Origin of the sequence: Bartonella sp. AP58NXGY (assembly GCF_042195785.1) — a bacterium.
GTDB lineage: Bacteria > Pseudomonadota > Alphaproteobacteria > Rhizobiales > Rhizobiaceae > Bartonella.
In genome coordinates, this window is the sequence record NZ_JBHIOY010000005.1 from 1 (window position 1) to 20,224 (window position 20,224).

The window sequence follows — 20,224 nt, forward strand, 5'->3', positions numbered from 1 at the left end:
TTCGGGGCTCACTTATTGCCTTATCAAGACAAAATACAAAAAGGACTAATGGATTGCTCAACCCTCACTATTCAAACCGAAAATGGAACTGAAAAAGTCATTCCTTCAGCAAAAATCACAACAAAAGGCATGGGGGTGCTGTCTCAAGAGCTTAAAAGACAAAGCATGCATTAAGAGGCTATCATTATGGAAAAGAAATACGAATTAACTGATGAAACAATCCAGTTTGATGGATACCTTACGCTTTACCGCATTCGTGCATTAAAAGATTTTGGTGATGTTAAAGCAGGCGACCTTGGCGGCTTTGTAGAGTATGAAGACAATTTAAGTCAAAAAGACGATTGCTGGATTTATAATGATGCCAAGGCGTATTGTTTTGCTAAGATTTACGATAGTGCTAAGGTTTATGATAAAGCACAAATTGGTGATTGTGCCGAGATTTTTGGCAATGCAAAAATTTATAATAACGTCAAAATATATGATGGACATATTTTTGGACACACACAAATTTATGGAAATGTGATTATTGATGCCGATTCAAGAATTTATGGCAATGTAAAAATTTATGATAATTCAGAAGATTGTAAACAAACTATGACCGCCCAGAACGGCGACTCTTCAACAAAAGACGACATTCCTTTCTAGCAACACAAACCAACTTTTAAACACCAGCGTGATTCACGCCACGGGAAAACTGTACGCAAATAAAGGAAAAAAACATGACCTATTCTCCCCTAACCATTATGGCAAATAAATATGGATTTTCTGATGAAAAGTTTCGAAAGACAATCATTAAAACTTGTATCAGCTCTAAATATAGTGACACGTTCTCTGATGAAGAATTTGCTGTTTTTATTTCTGTTGCCAATACTTATGGGCTTAATCCTCTTACAAAAGAAATCTATGCCGCTCCTAAAAAAGGCGGCGGTATTATCCCTATTGTCTCCGTTGACGGGTGGATTAAGATCATTAAATCTAACCCTCAATTTGATGGAATGACCTTTCAAGATCAACTCGATAAAGACGGTAATCTCATTGCCATTAAATGTGCTATTCGTCTCAAAGGCATTAAAGACCCTATCGAGGTCACCGAATATTTATCGGAATGTAAGCAAGCAACAGACATGTGGAATAAATATCCAGCCCGTATGTTACGTCATAAAGCAACTATACAATGTGCCCGTTATGCTTTCGGTTTTTCCGGTATCTATGAAGAAGATGAAGCGGCGCGTATTAATAACACCACACAAGGACAACTTGTTTCTCATGATACGCTTATGCAAATCAAACAATTAATAAACATCACTCAAACAGAAGAAGAAAAAGTACTCAATTATGCTAAAGTCAACAATCTCGCCGATATGTCTGATGAAAAAGCTCAAACGGTATTGAATATTTTGATCGATAGACAAAAGGTTCAAGCAGAACAATCTCTCCCACAACAAAATCAAACAGACGCGCCTATACAAGATGCCGAATATATTCACGTCCAAGATATCGAATATGCGCCAACTCAACAAGAAACGGCGGTGTGAAATGGAACAAAGGACAGCAGAATGGTTTCAAGCGCGCTTGGGTAAAGTCACTGCATCTAATGTCTACAGCGTACTCAGTAAGACAGCTAAAGGCTTGCCTACCAGCAAATATGAAGACTACAAAATCAAACTCATAACAGAACGTTTAACTGGTGAAGTAAGCCAATCTTTTCCAACGCCTGCTATGCAATGGGGCATTGAACATGAAGAAGATGCACTCAAAGAATATGCATTCATTTATGATACAGAGATCTCTCAATGCGGCTTTATCCAACACCCCACAATCAAAATGGCTGGTGCTAGCCCTGACGGTCTGATTGGTGAAAACGGTTTAATCGAAATCAAATGTCCACAATCAATCAACCATTTACGCTTTTGTATAGATGATGAAATTAAACCAGAATATCTTGCACAAATGCAATTCCAAATGGCGTGTACGGAACGTCAATGGTGTGATTTCGTAAGCTATGACCCACGTTTTACGGGGGATTCATCTCATTTGCGTATGAAAGTCAAACGCGTCTACCGTGATGATCAACAAATTGAACAGATCAATCAAGCTGTCCAAGCCTTTTTAGCAGAGATAGAACGAGAGATAAAACAACTCTCAACAAAAGCTGCTTAACCTTATGGGGGTGTTTTGTTCCCCGCATATCTACGAGCACCCCCACCCTTTCATAACAACTTTTAAGTCATGCGTGATTCACGAAATGGGTAAATTGCGTCTCAATGTAGGAGAAAAGATATGGCGCCTCGTAAAGCTATCATAACGCAAGCAGACATTGCACGGGCTTTAAGAGAAGCGAAAAAGCAAAAATGCGAACTCATAGAAATCAAACCTACCGGTGAACTGCTTATCTATCTGAAAGCAGATATTCCAATACCAAACTCAACAGCACACCCAGACACACTTTTAGATTTGTCAAAGAATGAATATTACGAAATCGCACTCTCTAAGATGTAAAATTGATCATGCCAAAACCACGCCCTCCTCATCTCGTTAAACAAATTACCCAACATGGCAAAATCGTATGGTATGTACGTATTGGTCATGGAAAACGTATTAGAATACGCGGAACTTATGGAACGCAAGAGTTTGTTGACAACTACAAAAGCGCACTTGCCGAATTACAAGGCATAATCCCTCCAAAACCGAAAATCGGCAAACTGATTGAAGGTTCATTTGCATGGCTGCTTAAACAATATTTTAACAGCGTTCATTGGCATAGCCTCGCTAAAGCTACGAAAAGACAAAGAGAACTCATCCTTATGAAGGTATGCGACTCCATAGGGAACATTCCATACCAAGCAATTGAAAAAAAGCATATTATAGCCGGTGTTGAACGACGTAAAGAAAAACCATCAGCTGCTCAAAATTTTGTGAAAGCCCTTAATGGGCTTTTTAATTGGGCAATTGACCAAGGTCTTTTGGAAAATAATCCAACAATAGGAATAAAAAGACCTCCTCTCAACAACAAAGATGGATTTGCTGTTTGGACAGAAGAAGATGTTGAAAAATATTATCACCATTGGTCACATGGTTCACATGAACGCGTCTGGATTGATGTTCTTCTTTACACGGGTTTGCGTCGTGGTGATGCGGTCCGCATTGGTTGGAACGATGTCAAAGATAATATCATTCATCTCAAAACAGAAAAAAGCAAATTCCAAACAGATGTTTTTCTACCCATTTTGCCTGAATTAGCAGAAACCCTTAAAATTGGTCCTATTGGAAATGAAACATTTATTTGCGGGAAAAATGGAAATAAGCTCGTTAAAGAAAGTTTTGGCAACCTTTTTCGTGAGGCTTGTAACGTAGCAGGCATAAAAAAATCAGCACATGGCTTAAGAAAATTAGCAGCAACACGCGCCGCTAATTCAGGTGCAACAGTATCACAACTCAAGGCAATTTTTGGATGGACCGACGACAACATGGCATCTCTTTATACAAAAAGCGCAGATCGCAAAAGGCTAGCTATAGAAGCGATAAAAAAGCTCCAAAAAAATGAGGGATAGTGCTATAAAAAACATTAATGGAATCAATAATGATAAATTTCCCCCATATCGCAATAACTCATTTATTTTATTTAAAATTATTGAAACTCTTTTGGGCACCACTTTTTATCTTAATATATTGAAATATATATATTTATTATTTAAACAGGAATTTTTAGTCCACCCTTTAGACCACCTTCTACAGTTTATACAATTTTACCTAATTTGTTCTTATTTGCTCCTTATTTTTCTTTGGAGTGGATGCTAAAACTCTTTTTTCCTCTACCTTACTGCTCTTCCTAGCTTATAGGGTTGAGGAAACTCCTCTTGAAGAACCCAATTGAGAACCATTGTTGTCTATACGCTAAAAAGCTGGGCACATTCACGTGTTGTGACATATCTATCGGCATCATCAAATATCATATCATTTTATTACCTTTCTCTTTTTCATGTTACTTAAATGGGCGGGGATGCTGAAGACTAAAGGACGCATCTCCATATTTTAAAAGTTTGTGGGTTTATTTTTTAAATGTGTTTAATTTCATATTTCCAATCTTCTAACTCCGTGAGAGCTAAGGTGATTTTCTCTGTGACACATACACACATCAGTTTCAAAGCAAGTAATTGCAACACGTCTTTTATTCAAAAAAAGTTTGTATAATTTTCCTATTGCATGAGAATTGTTCTTAAGTGTTGTATTTTGATAGTTTTCAAAAAGACGTTTATAATCTTGATTTTTTTTAAATTTCGTCGTTTTTCAGAAGCAATTCCAAGTTCAGGCATATGAATATATTCAATATCAATATTTCTTACAGCCTTCTCTAATTGTCTTTTTGAAAATCCACGTTTTCTACTTATAAGATTTTTACGAACATCACATAAAGTCTTAATATTATTTTCCATAAGAAAATTAAGATAATTCTCGAGTGATTTTCCCTCATAACCAATGGTAAAAAACAAAATTTTTCATCTTTAGTAAGCGGTAGGATAGTATGCTTGATACAAGATATTGATTTATAATGATAATCTAGCGTTATTCATATTGAATTGGAGCCCCGAATAACGTAAGATTTTCTTATTCTAAACCCTCTCAGATTGAATCAATTAAGTTCACTTGCTTACATGTCATAAGCGGGGCTGGCGTGGGGGTAAAACTGTATAAGAAAAACCTAAAAATGCCTATAATGAACCACCTCAAGTGCCAAGGGGGCTGTCTGGCAACATTGGGAACCGGTAAAGTGTGTGTTGATGCCGATTTGCTCTTTTATTTAAGCGTTAAGATAATGGGGCTTAAGGGCTTTACCATTATAGCATTCATGGACACCATCGCGAAATGGTCTTTGGTGTCTTAAAACATATCTCTTTAAAGAAAGCCTGTGAACATCGCCCTTCATTTCTTCTTCCATATTAAAGAAAGTCTGCTGAAATTTTGGTGAATGCATAAAACAATATCTCCCATCACAACGCTATAAAGCTTTTATAAAGATTATCCTTAATAGACAATTTTTAAATATCGTGCTTCTTTCGCAGATCATGCTTCATAGTGTTTTTAGTATAAACTTACCAAACTAGATTTTATGCAGTCCATTTTTTACTGCTTTTCATAATCATCGAAAAAAGCTTTTCTGAAATAAAAATCCAAATTATAGAAAACACCACAATATAATTTGTTTTGTTGTTTACAATAAAAACATAATGATATAAAAGCTGGTTGAGTACTTGCGCCATCAGGGGAGTGAAGTAAGCATCAAAGCATACCAAATACTAAAGGCATATCTATGTGTAAGAAATATATTTATAAGAAAAATTTTTTGTTATGTACAATTGCTGGAACTTTCATTTTTTCTCATTTCGGTTCAACTTATGCAAATACACAACCTCCTGAAATTATTAATGAGTTTGAGCTGGGTAAAGGAGAGGAAAAGACTCTTAATAATGTTTTTATCCGCAATAAGAAAACTGGGGTTTCTACGACTGAAAAAGCGATTGCCACAATTACAAACTCAACAATACACACAGAGTCAGTTGCTTTTTCCGTATCAAAAGGTGGGCAAATTCACGCGAAAAGAATTGATGCGAATTCAATATACAAAGGTTTAGAAACTAAAAACGGTATAATCAATATTGAAGATTCAATCATAACCGTTCAAAGAGCTGGAGGGGGCGGTATCGTTCTTTATGAAACCCCAAAAAGTGACGTAAAAGAAGGTGAAAATGTTGTCAATAGGATTAATCTTACCAAGAGCAAACTTCTTGTGAAAGATGGTGTCGGTATTCGGGGTCCTTATGGTTCAAAATCTGTTGCTGAAATTTCCCTTAAAGATTCGGAAATTCGGGCTGATGTTTTATTGAGAAATAAAACCAGACGTAAATATTATGATGACGATACTCTTCCTGTCTCTCTTACATTAACCGCGAATAATTCGATTCTAGAAGGAAGAGCAAGAACCTTAAAAATAAATACAACGACTCTTTCCCTGATCAACAACAGCAAATGGTACTTAAAAGTCAGTCAAGAGGACTCAGATACTGATTTTAATACTTTTAGTTTCGATCTCAGTGACCTTAAACAACGAGCACTTTCTACTGTTTCAGTACTAAATCTTAATAATAGCTCTATTATATTTAACGCACCGTCTGCTAATGTAACATCTGCTTTGGGAAAGGGGCAATATCAGATCTTGAGTGTAGGGAAAACTGCTGAGGTTTATGAATCACGAGACAATATGGTCCCTACTGTAGAAACAGCCTATTATGCAACGGGTGATGCAAGATTGTATTTCAATACCGAGTGGAGTGATGGTTTAGAAACAGAACAACAAAAAACTGACCGCCTTCTTGTTCATGGAAATATCTCTGGAACCACAACAATTTATTTTAATCATCTTTCAAACAATGGAAAATCAGAGACTGAGGATTCCCTTCCCTTAAATGCACGGGGACTTTCACTCATTCAAGTATCTGGAGAAGCAAGTGAATCATCCTTCAAACTGGCAAATGGCTATGTCACAATGGCGGGATTGCCTTATCAATATGTACTCAACGTTTATGGGCCAACCTCAAGTCGTGGAAAAGCAGAGAGCACACAAAGCCTCTTGGGAAGTGTATCTCAGGAATCAGAAGAAAACACCCTTAAAGACCACACAAGCTACGTTATAAACGAGAATGCTCTTGAAGGGGTTTCAAAAGATAAAAAAAATGCGCAAAATGAAGATTTCTGGGATTTCCGCTTGCAAAGTGCTACACTTGATAATGACGGAAAGATTAGAGCCCTTGTTCCTCAAGTGGCAAGCTATTTGGTGTTGCCCAACGCTGTATTTTCCACAGGACTTTCTGATGTAAGCAATCAAAATGCATTATTAGACGATATGCGAACAACAGCATCGGAAACAAAAATTCATAAAAATAAAGGGCTTTTCTTATCTTCTTATGGCAATAAGATGACATTATCCTCTAGCCGCACTCCATTGCAATATGGTTATGGTGCTGATGTTCACTATGCTGCTTTACAAGCAGGCGTTACATTAGCAGCACTAGAAGAACAAAACATCGCCGTAAATTTGGGTCTTTTGGGTACATATGGGAGATTGTCCTTCACTCCAAAAAATATGGAAGGTGCTGATAAAAGTACACTCAATAAATGGTCTCTTTCTGCATATAGTCGCTTCCACCATAATAATGGCTTCTACGTCAATGCGCTCTTCTCTTATGGAATTCTCAAGGGAAATGTCACTACAGCTCTTATAGGCAAGACGGCAGAATTAACTGACGCTGATACATTTAGCGTATCAGCAACCATTGGACAAAAATTTGAAACCAGTACGAAAGGATTGGCCTTTGAACCACAAGCCCAAGTTGTTTATCAAAGTCTTATGCTTGGCATACTCTCAGATGTTGATGGTTTTGATGTGAATATGGGCAATCCTCATCAATGGTTGGTGCGTGTTGGTGGACGCTTAACGCAAACAACGCTTCCTACTGAGGGAGGTGGTATTTTCTCTTTCTATGGTAAATTGAATATTGTTAAGGCTTTTTCTAACAATGCCACCATACAGATTGGGGATACGTTCCACTTTGATTCTATGGGATCTGCCATTGAAGGTGGACTTGGTGTGAATGCACAATTATCACAAAATATTGCCTTTCATGCTGATGTTAATTATCAACAGAAACTTCAAAAAGCGGGTATATCTGGAATAAATGTTTCTGGTGGAATACGCTACCACTTTTAAAAATTTCTGATCGTTATTTTTAAAATATAAGCAGCGCTGAAATAGAAACAGCGCTGCCTAGTTTTGTAAATCATAAAAAGTGCCATCGGTTGAAAAATTGTTAAGTATTTACCCAAAAAAGAAATATTTTGACTTTTTTAGTTATATTTAGACAGCGTAACGAATTACTTATTCTTTATACAGAAAAAATCTACTCAAAATTTTTCACAAGCGTAATAATATATCTTTCATCTTAATTCTAAAAAACTCTCATGATAATAAGCTCTATTCGCTGAAGGTGAATTCATAGCATTGTTTGAACATGGATTTACTAAATCTATGTTTTTTGGGAATGTTTTTCACTGATCTACATTAGCAGATCAAAAGTGTTCCCAAAGCAAATCTTCAAACTATAGAGAACACCACATAATATTTCGTTTTGTTCTTTACATAAAAAACATTATGATATAAAAACCGTTAAAGTACTTGCGCCATCAGGGGAATGAAGTAAGCATCAAAGCATACCAATACTAAAGGCATATCTATGTGTAAGAAATTTATTTATAAGAAAAATCTTTTGTTATGTACAATTGCTGGAACTTTCATTTTTTCTCATTTCGGTTCAACTTATGCAAATACACAACCTTCTATAATGAGCGTGGTTCGTGCGGATAAGGCAGGAGAAGAAAAGGTCTTAAAAAATGTTTTTGTCCGTAGTAACTATAATGCAGTCGTCGCTGATGACAAAGCCTTTATTATCATTAAAAACTCAACAATACGCTCCAATAGTGTTTTGCTTTCTGCAGCCACAGGTGGACGCATTCATGCTAAAGAAATTGTGGGAAAAGCAGGAACGCATGGTTTAGAAATTGCCAATGGGATAATCCATGTTGAAGATTCAATCATAACCATCACAGGACATCATAAAAATTATGGTATTCGTTTTGACTACATCTCGGATTCTTACGTAAAAGAGGGAGAACAGGTCGTCAATAAGGCGATTCTTACCAACACAAAACTTTTGATGTCAGATGGTATTGGTATTGCGGGACCGTCCTCCTCAAAATCTGTTGCTGAGGTTTTTCTTAACAAATCAGAAATTCGTTCTGATATGTTGTTGAAGAATAAAAGCGTACCGGAGGATACTAAGCCGAAGACTCTCGTATTAACCGCTGATGATTCAATTATGGAAGGAAAAGTAAAAACCTTTACTGAAAATACGACGATTTTTACTCTGAACAATGGCAGCAAGTGGCACTTAAAAATTAGTCCATTTGAAGTAGAAGACGAATACAGCTCATCTCATTCGTACAAACTCATTGACATTAAACAACGAGCACAATCTGTTGTTTCAATTCTAAACCTTAATGACAGCTCTATCATATTTAATACACCGCATGATTTAGTAGAAAACCATTATCAAACCTTAAATGTGGGAAGACATCCACAAAAAGCAGAGCAAAATAGAAGCTCCGATGCAGCAACAGTTTATAATGCAACAGGCGACGCAAGGATTTACTTTAATACCAAATGGAGTAATGGTCTTATAAAAGAACAACAAAAAACTGACCGTGTTCTCGTTCGTGGTGATGTCTCAGGTACCACAAAGATCTATTTCAATAATCTTTCAAAACATGCAGAATCATCCAATGAAGAATCAGAAAGTCCAATTCCTTTGAATATGCGTGGGCTCTCACTCATTCAAGTATCTGGGCAAGCAAATGAAGATTCCTTCAAACTTGCTCATGGCTATACCACAATGGGGGGCTTACCTTATAAATATACACTCAATGGTTATGGACCAACCTCCAGCCGTGGGAAAGCCGATAGTGCACAAAGTTATTTAAGCGAAACATCACAAGAATCAAAAGAGCAAGATGCACAAAATACCGATGCATCATCCCTTAGAAAAGAAAATAATGGTCAAGCCCTCTTAGAAGAAAATGAAAATTTCTGGGATTTCCGCTTGCAAAATGCAACCCTTGATGATGAAGGAAAAATCAAAGCTCTTGTTCCGCAAATGGCAAGCTATTTAGTCATGCCTAACGCACTATTCTCCACTGGATTAGCTGATGTAAGCAATCAAAATACACTGTTAGATAATATGCACTCAACAGTTTTTGGATTAGAAGGTCATAAAAAGAAAGGGATCTTCTTATCAACTTATGGCAGCAAGTTGACGTTATCTTCCAGCCGTAGTCCATTGAACTATGGTTATGGTGCGGATGTTCGCTATGCTGCTTTACAAGCAGGCATGACGTTAGCAGCGCTAGAAAATCAAAACATTACCGCGAATTTTGGTCTTTTAGGTACCTATGGAAAGCTAGCTTTTACGCCAAAAGATATGGAAGACTCTGACAAAAGCACTCTGGATAAGCGCTCTTTGACGGTCTATGGTAATCTCCACCATGACAATGGTCTCTATGTTAACACACTTTTCTCTTACGGCATCTTAAACGGGCATATTACGACAGCCCTTATCGGAAACACCACGGAGTTAAAAAATACGGATATATTAAATATATCAGCGACCGTTGGACAAAAACTAGCGACCAGCGTCGAAGGGTTGGCCTTTGAACCACAAGCGCAACTTATTTATCAACATATTGCATTTGGAACACTTTCAGATGTCGATGGTTTCCAGGTCAGTATAAAGACCCCCCATCAATGGTTGGTTCGTATTGGAGGGCGTTTAGCGAAAATAATGCTTCCCTCTGAAAACGATCGTGTTCTTTCTTTTTATGGTAAATTGAACGTCATTAAAGCTTTTGGTGAGAAAAATACAATTGATATTGTTGATCCTTTCCATCTCGATTCTATGGGCTCTTCTCTTGAAGGGGGGCTTGGTGTTAACGCGCAACTTTCCCAAAATTTCGCACTTCATGCTGACGTTAATTACCAACATAAACTCCAAAAAGCTGGAATCTCTGGAATTAATTTTTCCGGTGGAATGCGTTATCGCTTTTAGAAATCTTAGCTTTCTCTTTTGACAAATAAGCAGCACTGAAATGTAAGCAGTGCTGCCTATATTTGGGACATTACAAAAAAACGTAATGTATCAAAGAGTGTTTATTTTTTATCAAAAAAGATAAAGTATCTTAAGGAATATTTCTATGCGTAGAAATCTTTTGTTATGTACAGCTGCTTGTGCTTTGTTTTTTTCTTCTTTTACCTTCACGTCTCCCAGCACCGCCTTTAGCCTAAGCCCTGAGGAACGCTATGCCCTTGAGGAAATTATTAAATTACCTCAACAATATCGCCATGCCATTGATTTAATAAACACACCAACACAAGCAGAAAAAAATCTTGAGAAGATCGCCTCTGGCGCCACGATGGAAGATAATTCGCACTTCAATCAAGCACTTCAAAACTCGATGGATGATGTGAGAGATAGGATTAACAGTACTTTTGCAGGTGCTGGTGGTTACGGATCTGGTGCGCATACGAAAGTGTTGGCGCGTGAAATGGATAATATACGCGCCCAGGCCATGGCAAACAAACGCCATAAAGATACGCAAATCATGATGCAAGCCAATGCACAGCTTGATCACTTACGACAAAGCCGGTTGATAAAGGCAGAGAATTTATTACGTGGCTACAACAAAGCAGTTTCCGATGCCATGCAAGCAGCAAAAATCCTTGAAGCTGATAATCAACGGCGTGTTAATGCTGCACACCAACAATGGATAAGCCAAGACAATCGTGATTGGCACAAACTGCAAAATAAAGCAGAAATATTACATAAAGCAGCACAAGTAGATAGTGCGTTACAAGGACAAAACAAAGAACTTTCTGATGCTTTACGCAAAGCAGTATTAGAGACTTTGAACGCGGATGGAATAACCAACGTGGAGAGAAAAGAAAAAACATCCCCTCCTCCAAAGGACACTTCATCCACAAGAACAAAGCATGGAATTACACGGCCTACAATAAATGAGAATTCGCAGTCTCATCTTGATCCTAAAACGAACACCACTCCCTCAGTATCGAAAACGACTCTTGACACCCCCTCAGAAGCTCATGCGAAATTACTCTCAAAGGATGATAGCACCGCTACCGCTGATACACAGAGCACCTCTAAACTTACAGCGGATAAAGCAACGTCTACTTCTCTTGATGGAACAGAAAAAAGAACAACTCTTACACCACAAGTAGAAAGTTCTTTAACCATGCCTATTGCGATGTTTGCTGTTGGGGTTGCTGATGTTAACAATCAAAATATCTTGTTAGACAATATGCAAATAACAATGTTTGAACCCAAAGACCATCAAGAGAGAGGAATTTTCTTATCTACTTATGGCAATAAGAGTGCGTTTTCTTCTAAAGTTCCAACAAAACAAGATGGCGTTCAAGCAGATATCCGCTATGCTGCCTTGCAAGCAGGTGCAACATTAATAGCGCTAGAAGATCAAAATATCAGCACCAATTTTGGTTTTTTCGGAACATATGGGAAATTGTCTTTTGCTCCTAAAAACAAAGAAAGCTCTCTTAAGAATGTGCTTGATAAATGGTCCCTTACCGCATATGGAAATATTCAGCATGACAATGGCATCTATGCAAGTGCCTTTCTCTCTTATGGAATGTTCAAAGACAATATTACCGCAGGTAACATCAAGCATACCCTAAGAGTAAATAATAGAAAAACATTAGGGGCTGCTGCAACTGTTGGTCAAAAACTATCAACCAGTTTTGAAGGTGTCATCCTAGAACCGCAAGTACAACTTGTTTATCAACGTCTCCTGCTTGGCTCTTTCTCAGATGAAGATAACTCTAAAATAAATATCAGAAAACCTGATCAATGGTTGCTTCGTATTGGCGGACGTTTAACGCAAAACAAAGGTCATGCCGTTTCCTTCTACAGCAAACTGAATATGACCAAAACTTTTAGTAAAAGCTTTCCGCTTGCTGCTATGGGATCTTTAATTGAAGGTGGTGTTGGTATTCACGCACACTTATCACAAAATATTCAGCTTCATAGTGATCTCAGCTATCAACATAAATTCAAAAAAGTTGGCATATCTGGAATAAGTATTTCCTGCGGAATGCGCTATCACTTTTAAAAATACTTGTATTTCTTATCTTGAAATATGAAGAGATCTTATTATGTTTCGTTTTGTCTCTTACAAAAGAGACATAATGAGGTCAAAGTTTTACTTTTTATGAGAGAGGGGGGAAATATTTTAGGAATACATCCATATGAAAAAAAGCTTCTTACTATACACAGTTTCCGGAGTTCTGTTTTGTTCTTCCACCAGTTTGTCTTATGCTATTCATGCTATGACTCCAACGATAGATCTCTCTTCTCCCCCAACAACATCTGACTCCACAAGAACGATCATCCCCCCTCATCTTACCGGAGATGAACCTACAAAGTCTACTCCTACAAGAATTGTCGCTCCTCACATGCAACTTGGAGAAAAATTAAGGAGATATACGCGCTCTTCATATGGAGAAACGACACATTCTTTAACACACCCCCAACCATCTGAACACCCTACAAAGCCTACTCCCTCTACAGACTCTTCTGAAAAAATTAACACTCCCCCAACAAAAATGGAAGTAAAGTCTCGAAGACGTTCAGGAGCCCCCACCTCTTCTACAGACTCGTCCAGCGAAAAGACGCCTCCAAATTCTGCTGTCTCTTCACAATCAGAAGCAACACAATCTGCACCCAATTTACAACCAACACCTGCAAACTCTGACCCCACAAATTCGGGACTTACAAAACCAACAAAAGAGCAATCACCAGAGCCTCAAGGATCAGAACCCAGACAGCAAATACTTTTAAGACCAGAAGCGGATACACAAAAAGTATCTAAAAACTCTGAACCTCAAAAATCAGAATCTACAAGACCAACAGCAGAACAATCACCGACGCCTAATACATCAGAGTTCTCAGCAATATCTGTCAGAACAGAAGCTGGAAAATCAACATCACAGGGTGCATCAGAATCTGTAAAACAAGTGCCCACACAATCTGCATCTGCACAAAAAATATCTGAAAAATCAGAGCTTACACAACCAATATCCCCCATAAAACAGCCTAAAAATCCGGCAAAAATTGAGGATATAAGCGCTGGAGTTGAGGCTAAAAACGGTAAAACTGTAACTTTGTATAACAAAAAAATTCAAGACAGGGTGATTGCTATCCATGCAGAGGGAAGTAATTCAAAAATTCAAATGAACGGGGGAACCGTTGATGCGGGTTTTGTTGCACTGAGTGTATCAGATGGTGGAGAAATTGATGCCTCTGGTATTACTGCAACAGCAGAAACAACTGGTTTGGTCAACATAGAGGGGACAATCAATCTTAAAGATTCAAACATCCATGTCACAGGAAATCATGAAGCGAGTGGTATTGTTTTTCGCAATAATCCATATCGTGCTCCTAGGAAACGATATACACGCAATGCTGAAAAAAATGCCAACACCGTTCAAGAACAAAATATTGCGAGTAAAATAAATCTAGAGAATACGAAGCTTTTCGTTGACCATGGAGTTGGTATCAACCTTTATGGAGCAAACACAAACGGTGAAGTTAGCCTTAAAAATTCAAAAATTCATGCTGATGTTTTATTAAAAAATATACAAAACGAAAGCGGATCCACAAACACCCTTACACTGGTTGCGGATCACTCTTCTTTAGAAGGTCGAGTAAGAACTTCTCAAAATAATAGAACAATTTTTGATCTAAAAGAGGGGACAAAATGGCTCTTAAAGCCAAATAAAAATGCCGTAAATAATGATAATGTTTCAAATGATGATACTGCTTTAGATGACTATGGACAGTTTGGTCTTGATGAAAAATCATATTCTAACCTTTCTGTATTGCGCCTTACAAACAGCGCCATTATGTTTGAGAAGCCCATGGAGGGACATTACCAAACTTTGTTTATAGGGCCTAATCTTTCGCAAGAAGATGAAACAGCTCACACAGCAGCAGTTTATAGTGCAACAGGTATTGCAGAGATTTATGTCAACACGCAATGGGATAAACATTCTCCTATCACTGAGCAACAAACTGATCGCCTTGTGATTAATGGTGATGTCTCAGGGAATACTGTTGTTCACATTAATCTGCAAGAAACAGATAAAAAAATAACCGATAGCGCTGCTGTTTGGGGAGAACACATGGCGTTACTCCCTTTAGGAACCCATGGAATTTCAATCATTCAAGTTTCCGGACAAGCAAATGAAAATTCCTTCACATTAGCAGGAAACTATATGACAATAGGTGGACAACCTTATAAATATGTACTCAAAGGCTATAAACCTGGAACGTCTCATGAGAGCCAAAGTCTTTTGGGAAACAATAGTAATTTCTGGGATTTCCGCTTACAGAATGCCTATATTGATAACGATAAAAAAGTTCGAGCGCTTTTACCACAGGTGGCAAACTATTTAACCCTGCCTAATACTTTATTTTCTGCTGGATTTGCTGATGTAAACAATCAAAACACGTTGTTAGATGCTATGCGGACAACAGTATTTGGAGCAGAAGATAATAAAAAGAATAATCTCTTTTTCTCTTCCTACAGCGAGAAAGTCTCTTTATCTTCCAACCGTGGTCCACTGCGCTATGGTTATGATGCTGATGTAAACTATGGAGCTTTACAATTGGGGATCATATTAGCCGCCTTAGAAAGTAAAGACATAAGCACACATTTTGGTCTTTTAGGAACGTACGGAAAGCTTTCCTTTACGCCAAAAGAAATGCAAGATTCTGAAAAGACAACGCTTGATAAATGGTCACTTACCGCTTATAGCGGCATCCAGCATAGCAATGGTATATATGTCAACGCTCTTCTTTCTTACGGAACCTTAAAAGGAAATATTACCACAGCTCTTGTTGGGAATGCCGCAAAATTGGATGGTACCGAGATGCTTAATATATCTGCAACCATTGGTCAGAAATTAGCAACCGATACAAAAGGGCTGGTCTTTGAACCACAAGCTCAATTCATTTATCAAAATCTCATGTTTGATATTTTCTCAGATACCAATGGCTTAAAAGTAGACATGGGCAATCCACATCAATGGTTGATCCGTTTTGGTGGACGTTTAACAAAAACGATAATGGCTGTTGAAGAAAACAAAGCTGTTTCCTTCTATGGTAAAATGAATGTTATCAGAACTTTTGGCGATGGTAAAACAATAAAAATTGCTGATACCTTTCATGTTGATCCTACCGGCTCTTCAGTTGAGGGAGGCATGGGGGTGAATGCATATCTTTCTCAAAATATTGTACTAAACGCCGATATCAGCTATCGGCAGAAACTGCAAAAAGCCGGTGTATCTGGCACCAATTTGTCTGGCGGGATACGTTATCGTTTCTAAAAGCAGAAAGCAAACTTAAATAAAAAAGCAGCATAAAGTGCTGCTTTTTTATTGAAACTCATATTTTTTAAATTCTCAAAAATCATTATCACATCAAAAAAGATATTAACTTATTATGCTTTTTTGCATATTGAATAAAAAACCGAATACCATAGCATTTTCTCACTTCTAACCTGTTTCATGTTTTAACAACAAAAACCATTCGCTTGCACATCACAAGCAGAAGCGTTGGTGTATAGATAAAAACTATTTAAGAAAGGCGTAAAAATGCCTCTTATGAACCGTCTTAAGTGTCAAGATCTGTCGCAACATTGGGAGCTGGCAAAGTGTGTGATGGTGCTTGCTTCTTCATAAGCGTAAAGATGGAGGGGCTCAATGAATCTATCGTTATACCCTTCATGAGCGCCGTCGTGAAATGGGCTTGGGTGCTCTTTGAGAGATGTTTCTTTAAAACAAGCCCGTGAATGTGCAACTGGGGTGGAGCTCTATTCTTCGCGAAGATCGTGATCCCATTAAGACACGTGAAAAACAAAAACATGAGGCAATAAGTAATCTCCATTATTTAAAAGATATTGCCTTGGATACTTGTGAAAGTCGTAAAGCTAAATTAAAAAATGATGGCAAAGAGGAAATCTGTTTTACACCTTTACGCCTTCATATTCTCCCTAAATTAGGTTGTCTGCCGGTTTTAGAGATTACATAAACAGAGATACGTAATACACTTTCATAGACATAAAAATAGCAGCTTTTTACCACTCATAAAGGCTTTATACACTTCACGAAGCGCCTTTACCTATTTCACAAAACACCATTGTAAAATAAGACCTAGTATTGAGAAAGATTTCTTTAAAGCAAGCACGTGAATTGGTAACAAAATCTATTCTGTTTTGAATGAGGCGTGTTCCCTCATGAAAGTTCTCCCTCTATCATTATGATATCTCCACTGCATCAAAACGATAAAACAAGTCATTTTGGTTATGGATTAAGAACAGTACCGTAAGGATGCCTTAAGTTTAACAAGTAAGTTTTTTCCTTTGTAAAAAGCAAATCTGAAAACATAAGTTTAGTGAGTGAGTCTTAAAAATTTAAAAGTTAAACAGTCTCTCATTAAAAAAATCTATCCGTTCCAAAAAAAACTATTTTTATTACCAATCTCCTAAAATTACTCTATGAGTTAAAAAATGTCTTGGTCGCATACACAACGACCAATAGGAATTAAAAGCCTGAAACCCAAACATGAATTTACCCTGCTTTGCAGGTATCTCGGAATTCTGGGAGATTTTTCTATGTCTAGGTGCTTTTCAGCACTAAAAGCAAAATGCTGATTTAGGTTCAGTACTTTTAACTCCCGGAATACTCATGCGAGGGCGCTCGCAACCGGTGGGGGAAAATACAAGCCAATAATCTTAATATTGATCTTTTTGTAGGTAAAAAGATTCGCTTTAGGCGAAAAATGTTGGGAATGTCTCAAAAAATATTAGGACACCGTTTAGGTATCACTTTCCAACAAATCCAGAAAAAAGGCTTAAATTGTGTGAACGCAGGACGTTTAAAAGAAATTTCCGATATTTTGAATGTTCCACTTGTCTTTTTTTACACTGATATCATCAAAAAAGAAAATACACCGTACCATCATGAAAAAATCACAGCGAACAGAGAGGAGTTTTTGCTTTTAAAAAGTTTTAGAATTCTTACATCGGTCAAACAAAAAGCCATTTTAAAATTTATTTCTGATCAAAATGAAAATGTTTTAAATGATCTCAAGTACTATATTTTCTGTTCATAAGTATTTATGAGAATATCTATTCATCATAAGCCAATAGTGCTCTTGTTTTTCTTTAACCTCCTCTTCAGATCTATAAACAATCTATCTTCTCCTCTAGCGGGTTACAACTGCAACAACATACTAATTTATATAGATAATTTAGCGTTATTCATATTGAATTAGAACCCCGAATAACGTAAGATTCTCTCATTTCAAATCTATTCCATGTTGAATTAATTAAAATCACTTTCTTGCACGTCATAAGTGGGGTTGGCGTATGGATAAAAATGTATAAGAAAGGACTAAAAATGCCTCTTATGAACCGTCTCAAGTGCCAAGGGCTGTCGCAATATTGGAAGCTGAAAATAGTGTGATGGTTCCGGCTTACGACCACTAATATAAATGTGTCTCCTAAATACACTCAATTTGTGATTTATGTAATAGATAATCAATTGATTTATAATGATAAATAATACTTTTTTCAACTTTTACGCAGATTCCAGCAACTCAATGCTTCATACACCACACCTTAAAGAACAGTGCTCTATGAGGTTTATAGGTAATATTCTCATGGCATACTCTAAAAAGACTTAATGTGTAAAACCTGACATTACCACATATCAAAGGAAGCTATTTCATAAGACATCATGGGATGTCCTAAATATTCTCTTGACTTCCTCCCCGAACTAAAAAATGAAGTCCCTATCAGCTCAATCTGTAAACAACGCTCTGTAAACAATCCACCTTCTCTTAAACGGCTTTCACTTGGCTTCCCATAGCGTGCAGTTGATATCATCACACCTCAAAGGAGGTTATTTTCAAGACATTCTTTTTGGCACAACAAAACAATAATAATTTAAATACCTCAACGCGTTTAAAACATGGACACTCAACAAACACACTCTTTATTCAAACCAGTGCTCTATTTCATCATTGTCACCACTTAGAACAGCCGATATTGATCAATTTTGGATTATTCCTCTGTTTCTTTTACACGTCCAGATATTTGCATGGCTCGCGAAAGATCATTGACTGCATCTAAATGCGTTTGAAGCAATTTACTATTACGCTGTAATTTTTCTTGTAAATCAGACAGCAAACTTTCAACCTCATTCTCAATATCTTGATTCATATAGCGTTTCACATCACTCATAGATTTATTAAGATCACGCAAACCACGTATTTTACATAAATTGATTTCTTCGTAATCTGGAACACCACTGCTCTCTAGCATATTGCTTTCATAATCAACCACTTGTGCTAACCCTTTAACAGCAGCAACAAATTTTGTCATCGCCCAATCACGATCAATAAGATTATTATCAAGAACTTTTGCTTTTGCTGAAAAACTATCATCACCATATTGCACTACAGACATTTTTATTTCCCCTTCAACACTATTGTTCAATCTTACTTTTAAATGAGGGAGATTAAACAGCTTCTCTTCAATACTGATACACTCCATTGAGCCTGTGGTGCGAACATTCCTCAGACAACCGCACAACAAATCCTCAAAAGCGTATACACTTCAACTTTCAACGCATTTTCCGAAATATTTCTTCTTTGCTCCAAAACCATTATTGCTGCTATACTTATTCACTAAAATGCTCTAAACTTAAACTTCCACGCAGCAATACCGAAATTTCCACATCTGCTCTATCTCTTTATTTGCTCTCTCTATTTCGCTTTGCCTATTTTACCACCCCCAAGCCTTCAACAGAAAACAACAATACTCTGCCTATCTCCTTGGCTATAAAAACTATCTGCCAACAAAACCTTGCCGCATATAAAAACTTAAGCCCATTAAAAATTTCAGCATTTTACCGATAGCAGCTTTTTACCCTCCATAACCTTATAGCTTCCTCTGCACCTAAACCTGCATACCCTCTGGCACCCCATAAGATGGCACCCTACAAGATTAGTGCACCTATTCAAAAAGACACATCTCCCCACCATGCTCTTTCTGCATACATGCAGTCTCTTGCACCAAACACAAAAAGAATGCTCTTTTAAACAGATCCGCCATATAGTAACATTAAAAAAGACACCTTAAATAGCTAAACAGCTATCAATCTCCCTTTTTTAATTATCATTCGCTTTTCTTTGCAACGAATTACTATATAAGATTTTTTAAACCTTTTCAAGAGTTTCTTAAGCATTCAGTTCGATACGCCTTCAACCCCATAACGCCTAACACTCTCCCACATTGATATTTTCAGAATTTCACATCATCTTTCTATAGATTATCTCACTCCATAACGTACAGTCCGCTCTTAATATTGCTGCTTTACATACGCTGCGGATATAAAAGCATAGAAATAATCGTTTTATAATCAAGGTACAATTTCTGCTACCAACTTTCTCTCATTTTCAACCTTCTC

14 protein-coding genes and 3 pseudogenes are annotated in these 20,224 nt (G+C 37.2%); 13 read left to right on the forward strand and 4 right to left on the reverse strand.

Features of this window, described 5'->3' with window-relative positions; translation table 11 throughout:
- The 6 genes from ACFINC_RS04665 to ACFINC_RS04690 form a co-directional block, all read left to right on the forward strand.
- Nucleotides 1-174, forward strand: a 174-nt coding sequence (locus tag ACFINC_RS04665; protein WP_375616395.1) for a phage antirepressor KilAC domain-containing protein, incomplete at its 5' end; no start/stop codon positions are given.
- Nucleotides 175-186: 12 nt separating this feature from the next.
- Nucleotides 187-645, forward strand: a complete 459-nt coding sequence (locus ACFINC_RS04670) for a hypothetical protein (protein ID WP_375616310.1) — start codon at nucleotides 187-189, stop codon at nucleotides 643-645.
- Nucleotides 646-719: 74 nt separating this feature from the next.
- Nucleotides 720-1,535 carry a phage recombination protein Bet gene (bet, locus tag ACFINC_RS04675; protein ID WP_375616311.1) on the forward strand — a complete coding sequence of 272 codons (816 nt, stop codon included), beginning with the start codon at nucleotides 720-722 and terminating at the stop codon, nucleotides 1,533-1,535.
- A gap of 1 nt (nucleotide 1,536) precedes the next feature.
- Nucleotides 1,537-2,160, forward strand: a complete 624-nt coding sequence (locus ACFINC_RS04680) for a lambda exonuclease family protein (protein ID WP_375616396.1) — start codon at nucleotides 1,537-1,539, stop codon at nucleotides 2,158-2,160.
- Nucleotides 2,161-2,280: 120 nt separating this feature from the next.
- On the forward strand, nucleotides 2,281-2,499 hold the full coding sequence (locus ACFINC_RS04685) for a hypothetical protein (protein WP_375616312.1): 219 nt from the start codon (nucleotides 2,281-2,283) through the stop codon (nucleotides 2,497-2,499).
- 8 nt (nucleotides 2,500-2,507) lie between these two features.
- On the forward strand, nucleotides 2,508-3,551 hold the full coding sequence (locus ACFINC_RS04690; protein WP_375616313.1) for a tyrosine-type recombinase/integrase: 1,044 nt from the start codon (nucleotides 2,508-2,510) through the stop codon (nucleotides 3,549-3,551).
- Between the two features lie 199 nt (nucleotides 3,552-3,750).
- On the opposite strand, the pseudogene ACFINC_RS04695 reads toward ACFINC_RS04690, so the two are convergent.
- Nucleotides 3,751-3,953 (reverse strand): annotated as a pseudogene (locus ACFINC_RS04695) (helix-turn-helix transcriptional regulator).
- Nucleotides 3,954-4,071: 118 nt separating this feature from the next.
- Nucleotides 4,072-4,433 (reverse strand): annotated as a pseudogene (locus tag ACFINC_RS04700) (DUF488 family protein).
- Nucleotides 4,434-4,705: 272 nt separating this feature from the next.
- Here ACFINC_RS04700 and ACFINC_RS04705 point away from each other — a divergent pair.
- The 7 genes and pseudogenes from ACFINC_RS04705 to ACFINC_RS04735 all read left to right on the forward strand — a co-directional run bounded on the left by ACFINC_RS04705 (nucleotide 4,706) and on the right by ACFINC_RS04735 (nucleotide 17,864).
- Nucleotides 4,706-4,882: a hypothetical protein gene (locus ACFINC_RS04705; protein ID WP_375616314.1), complete on the forward strand. Its 177-nt coding sequence runs from the start codon at nucleotides 4,706-4,708 to the stop codon at nucleotides 4,880-4,882.
- A gap of 426 nt (nucleotides 4,883-5,308) precedes the next feature.
- Nucleotides 5,309-7,762, forward strand: coding sequence for an autotransporter outer membrane beta-barrel domain-containing protein (locus ACFINC_RS04710; RefSeq protein WP_375616315.1), 2,454 nt, complete (start codon nucleotides 5,309-5,311; stop codon nucleotides 7,760-7,762).
- Nucleotides 7,763-8,285: 523 nt separating this feature from the next.
- Nucleotides 8,286-10,709 (forward strand): autotransporter outer membrane beta-barrel domain-containing protein, encoded by a 2,424-nt coding sequence (locus tag ACFINC_RS04715; RefSeq protein WP_375616316.1) that lies wholly within the window; start codon nucleotides 8,286-8,288, stop codon nucleotides 10,707-10,709.
- A 145-nt stretch (nucleotides 10,710-10,854) separates the two neighbouring features.
- Nucleotides 10,855-12,801: an autotransporter outer membrane beta-barrel domain-containing protein gene (locus tag ACFINC_RS04720; protein ID WP_375616317.1), complete on the forward strand. Its 1,947-nt coding sequence runs from the start codon at nucleotides 10,855-10,857 to the stop codon at nucleotides 12,799-12,801.
- 136 nt (nucleotides 12,802-12,937) lie between these two features.
- Complete coding sequence (locus tag ACFINC_RS04725) at nucleotides 12,938-16,078, forward strand: autotransporter outer membrane beta-barrel domain-containing protein (protein WP_375616318.1); 3,141 nt, start codon at nucleotides 12,938-12,940, stop codon at nucleotides 16,076-16,078.
- Between the two features lie 267 nt (nucleotides 16,079-16,345).
- Nucleotides 16,346-16,778 (forward strand): annotated as a pseudogene (locus tag ACFINC_RS04730) (Arm DNA-binding domain-containing protein); the annotation flags it as partial.
- 690 nt (nucleotides 16,779-17,468) lie between these two features.
- Nucleotides 17,469-17,864, forward strand: coding sequence for a helix-turn-helix domain-containing protein (locus ACFINC_RS04735; RefSeq protein ID WP_375616397.1), 396 nt, complete (start codon nucleotides 17,469-17,471; stop codon nucleotides 17,862-17,864).
- Nucleotides 17,865-18,453: 589 nt separating this feature from the next.
- Here ACFINC_RS04735 and ACFINC_RS04740 read toward each other — a convergent pair.
- Both ACFINC_RS04740 and ACFINC_RS04745 read right to left on the reverse strand, forming a co-directional pair.
- Nucleotides 18,454-18,639 carry a hypothetical protein gene (locus ACFINC_RS04740; protein ID WP_375616319.1) on the reverse strand — a complete coding sequence of 62 codons (186 nt, stop codon included), beginning with the start codon at nucleotides 18,637-18,639 and terminating at the stop codon, nucleotides 18,454-18,456.
- Nucleotides 18,640-18,816: 177 nt separating this feature from the next.
- Nucleotides 18,817-19,221, reverse strand: coding sequence for a flagellar protein FlgN (locus ACFINC_RS04745; RefSeq protein ID WP_375616320.1), 405 nt, complete (start codon nucleotides 19,219-19,221; stop codon nucleotides 18,817-18,819).
- Nucleotides 19,222-20,224: the final 1,003 nt, after the last annotated feature.